We start from the raw sequence: 4,756 nt of genomic DNA, 5'->3' as shown, positions 1-4,756 counted from the left end.
TAGCATCAAAAGAGTTGTGCCATTATAATTTTGCAAATTTGGCTCTGTAACAGTTTTTAGCAATTGTGATAATAATTTATGATCACCTTTATAGACTGCAAATATTAGGCTTGTTTTATCGTCTAATGTTAAACCACTTTTTACAAATTGCGCTATGACTTTATTATCACCATTAAAGGCCGCAATCATCAATGCTGTAGCTCCATGCATATTAACTAGAGTTGTATCTGCACCTTTACCAAGTAATAATTTTACAATATCAGCAGAACCCCTTTGCGCTGCCATCATCAAAGCTGTATTACCGTTACGGTTTGGTAAGTTTGGCTCTGCATCATGTTCGAGTAATAGTTTAACTACTCCTATGTCTTTGCTCATAATTGCGATATTTAAGAGCGTTTCTTCTTGCTCAGTTTTTTGATTTACATCGATACCGCTTCTGATGAATGTATTTATTACCCGTTTACAAATTTCTGCTCTATTTGGATGTTGTCTAATGGCTTTTGCCAGATATAGGTAAGCAACTATTGCATCAGCCCCTTTATCATATATAAACTTTACCAGATCATCTTTGTTATGATAGGCAGCATATGATAAAGGAGAAAAGCCAACTTGATTTTGGATGTTCAAATTTGCCCCTTTTTCAATCAAGTAATTAATTAACTCAGTGTTACCTTTTATAGTAGCAAAGAATAAAGGTGCTAAACCATTATTACTTTGCACATCTAGAGCAATTTCTGCTCTTTCAACTAATGTGTGCACTACGCTATGGTGACCCTTAAGTACGGCCAACATTAAAGGCGTTAGCCCACCTGCATTAGCTAGATTTACATTTGCACCATTTTCTAGCAACAAAGATACTTGATCATGCTGACCACTTTCTGCCGCCACCATTAAAGCGGTCCAACCAGATTTGTTGGGTTTATCCACAGCAGCGACCGCCTCTAATAATGATCTTGCTATATTTAGATTAGGGTTCTGTGTTGCTATCATTAAAGCAGTAATACCTTTTATGTCCGGTAGATCGGGGGCTGCACCCTTATTTAGCAATAGTTGCGCCACACTATCATGCTTGTTGCGCGTTGCTACCCATAATGGCGTAATTTTATTATCATTAGCTTGATTTATATTTGCTCCACTTGCTAGTAAACATTCTACTACATTTTTATACCCTTCTTGTGACGCAATTAACAAAGGTGTTACGCCATCAGCTCTTACTTGATCTGCCTCTATCTCATGATTTTCAATGATCTCCTCAAGTAACTCTATGCGACCCATTCTTGCTGCTCTGTGTATAGGTAAGTCAAGCTGTTTTGGTTCCTTTGCAGAAACTCGACCAACATATATGCTTTTTGTTAAAACAGTTTTAAGCTGTTTACTATTTTGCAATTTTGCCTTAGTTTTTATAAAGCCCTGCTCAAGCAAAAAATCTGCTAATAATGGTGATAATGGCATAATTTAACAAAATTTATAGTTACTATTGTTTATATCTTATCATAAAAAGTAGAGTTACACAAATTTAAGCTGTAAATAATAAAATATAACGATTTATAAGTAGTTAAAGATATTAATTTAGCTAAACTAGCTTTTAACATATAAAAGGTAATTATTTTTATATAGTCGTAGATTTTACTATGTAATAGTTTTTCACCTAGAATTTTTCTTGGAAAATTCTTATTTGAAGTTAACTACAGAATAATCTTTATCTAGTAAAGTTGTAGCTTCATTATTTTAGCCCTATTGATAAAATTACTTAACTATAGTCCTAGCAATGTTATGAAAGTCAAATAGTGGTTTAGTCAGCATAATAGTTTTATTTAAATATTAGCTGTAAAAGCTAATTAAGATTATGTAATAATTTGTTAATATCATAATTTATTCATCTTTATTTAGCTTACTAATTGCTCAAATAAGATGTGGCCCATCTCGTTGTGGAGGCATAAAATTGTTTCTAATTCTCACAAAATATTTGTTACAATGGTAGAGCTTTACATTTATACTCAAAGTTTTTATGGAAGGTAACTTTAGCTTCATTTGCGCTATTTTAGCGGATACTACGCCTAATGCTCTGCATTTGGCTAATTGGGCGGAAGCAAAATTTTCAACATCACTATTGGTTAAATCATTATCTAAAACTATAGTGGGTTGTTTATGTATTTTATTTTGTAGAAGGCTTTGCCTGGTTTTGGTTGGAATAAGAGATTGCGGCACTCTAGTTTTGCTAAGGTGAAGATAATAATAGTTATTTTTACCTAAAAACTTAGTTTCTATTTGTAACTTTAATTTTTCTGGTATCTTTTTGCTTAGATCGTTGAAGTTTTCCAATATAAAGAAGGTCTCCTGCATAATATATTTCTGTACAAAAATTAACATGTCAACTAACGCCTCAGAGTTTAATTTGGGTGTTGTAGTTGGTTTGCTCATTACTGTTAATTGTGCGTTTATTAACTTGCTTACAATGGCTTTGCTATGTAAATGACAATTATGCTTTTGCTGCAGAATTTTTTGTATTATTTTTGCTAAAGCAATATTATTTAAAATTTTTCCAGCCAAGGCAACTGTTACATTAGATATTTTGGCCTTGGAAAGAGCAGCTGTGTTTGTATAAGTTTTTTTGTTGGAATGATTAGCTAGATTAATATTTTCTTGCGCCTTGATTAACTCAGTAATTGTAGCTAAGTAACCATTTTGTTCAGCTATATCTAAAGCTGTTCTTCCGTTTTTGTCTCTCTGATTTAAATTAGCACCCTTATTTAGCAATAATTTTATGGTAGCCTTGTGACCATATTGCGCTGCTTTATGTAAAGGAGATTTGCCATATATATCTAGCAGATTAACATCTGCTTTTGCAGTAATTAATGCTTTAACTATTTCAGTGTAACCCTCCTGCGCAGCCATATGCAAAGGTGTCATATTATGGTAAAATCCACAAGCTGGCACCTTATTTATTGCCGCTTTATTATTTATTAATATTTGAGCTGTAGCCGCATGACCTAAATATACTGCTTTCCACAGAGGTGTTATGTTATCTATATTTGTCTTATTTATATTAGCTTTTGCTTTAATTAGTATTTCCACTATGTCAGTATGCCCATATTGCGCTGCTATAAATAAAGGGGTTTTTTTATTTTGGGTGCCATGGGTTGGTGTCTGATTTATATTTGCTTTTGCCACAATTAATGCCTTAACAATTTCTGTATGGCCATATTGAGCCGCTATATATAAAGGCGTTTTTCCTGATTCATTTGTTTTATTTAGGTCAGTTTTAGCCTTAATTAATGCTTCTACTATGTCGAAATGGCCATTTGTTACAGCTATATGTAATGGGGTTTTTTTATGCAAATCTATCTGATTTACCTTAGCTCCATTAGCTAATAATAATTTTACTATAGCTGTATAACCATTTTGCGCTGCTACATATAAAGGGGTTTTGCCATTACTTCTGGCCAAATTAACTTTAGCTCCATTAGCTAATAATAATTTTACTATAGCTGTATAACCATTTTGCGCTGCCTTATATAAAGGTGTTATTCCTTGATGAAACCAATGCTTAGGTACTTGATTTACATCAGCTTTAGCTGCGATCAAAGCTTTTACTATAGCAAAATTACCATATTGTGCCGCTTTGTATAAAACTGTTCCTGTTTTATGATTTACAAGATTTATATCAATATCTATATTCAGGATTATATTTACTATATCTAATCTATTTAAGCTTGCCGCTCTATGCAAAGCAGTTCCTTTGCCTTGTCTGTAAGCAAAGCTGTTATTTTGCACTCCAATTAAATGAGTAATTAAGCTTTGCTCTGTTGCATCTATTGCTAAGTTATGTTCTCTTGCGAAGGTTAATAGTGTTTTTTTTTGCTCTGAATTCATTTCTGGTTTTGTCAGCTTATAATCAAAATGTAACATAAAAATAGGGTTAAAGCAAATTATAAACTGAAAATAGGGAAGTGCTATTACTTGTTATTAATTACTTTTATAATTTCTTAATTGAGTATGCTTTATTCTAAGCTATTGATAATAGATCTTCATATTTTTATAAAAGTTAGCTGTGCTAAAAGCCAAATAATATTTGTTCAAAAAATAATATGTTGCTTCTTTAAGTAAGTAATAATGAATATAAATTTTAAATTAGAATTTTGCTATGTTTACCCTGCAATTTTAATTTAAATTTTATGTATTAAGACTTACGGCATAAAATTTTCTTTATAAATAATTATCTTCCCTGAGTGGAATCTTTCTCCGCCCTTTTTTCTACTCTGTCCGCAAAATTACTTGAGCAATTTTGCTTGCTTTGTGCTCGGGCAATCACTACTTCTGCTGCTGCTTGTGCTAGTGCTTGTACTGCTTGTTCTTGTAAACGATTAGTAATGATTTGCGCTACTATTGCTCCAGTGTTTTTAGTACCCCTTAAATCATGTTCAGCTAAATTTTTTATTACTGGATTTGCAATTTTTTCTATTAATGCATCTGGTAATTTACCTGGTAAGAATTGGTTAACTATATGAGAAATATCTGCTGTTGAACTTAGATGAATAATTTTATTAAATTTTCTCTCTAGACCCTCATTAAAACTCAAAAGATCATCTATGTTTGTAATATTATCTAGCGTTGCTTCTATAGCTCTGTGTAAATCTGTTGCAGATTCAGGAAATCTTTGTGTTATTATTTCCAACATAGCACTTGCTTTAAGAGCTTGCTTAATTACTTCATCATTAGTGTCAAAATCAATAGCATCCCTTTTTGCACCTGCAAG

The 4,756-nt window shown here is 32.2% G+C and carries 3 protein-coding genes; all 3 read right to left on the bottom strand.

Annotation, left to right across the window (positions count from 1 at the left end; all coding sequences use genetic code 11):
- On the bottom strand, nucleotides 1–1,452 hold a 1,452-nt coding region (locus HOH73_02495; protein MBT5827729.1), incomplete at its 3' end, for a hypothetical protein.
- A 450-nt stretch (nucleotides 1,453–1,902) separates the two neighbouring features.
- Complete coding sequence (locus HOH73_02490; protein ID MBT5827728.1) at nucleotides 1,903–3,909, bottom strand: hypothetical protein; 2,007 nt, start codon at nucleotides 3,907–3,909, stop codon at nucleotides 1,903–1,905.
- 307 nt (nucleotides 3,910–4,216) lie between these two features.
- A partial coding sequence (locus HOH73_02485; GenBank protein MBT5827727.1) for a hypothetical protein occupies nucleotides 4,217–4,756 on the bottom strand: 540 nt, incomplete at its 5' end.

It is taken from the genome of Alphaproteobacteria bacterium, assembly GCA_018667735.1.
Taxonomy (GTDB): Bacteria; Pseudomonadota; Alphaproteobacteria; order Rickettsiales; family JABIRX01; genus JABIRX01.
The sequence above is the reverse complement of the archived record's forward strand: the minus strand, read 5'-3'. Positions and strand labels throughout refer to the sequence as shown.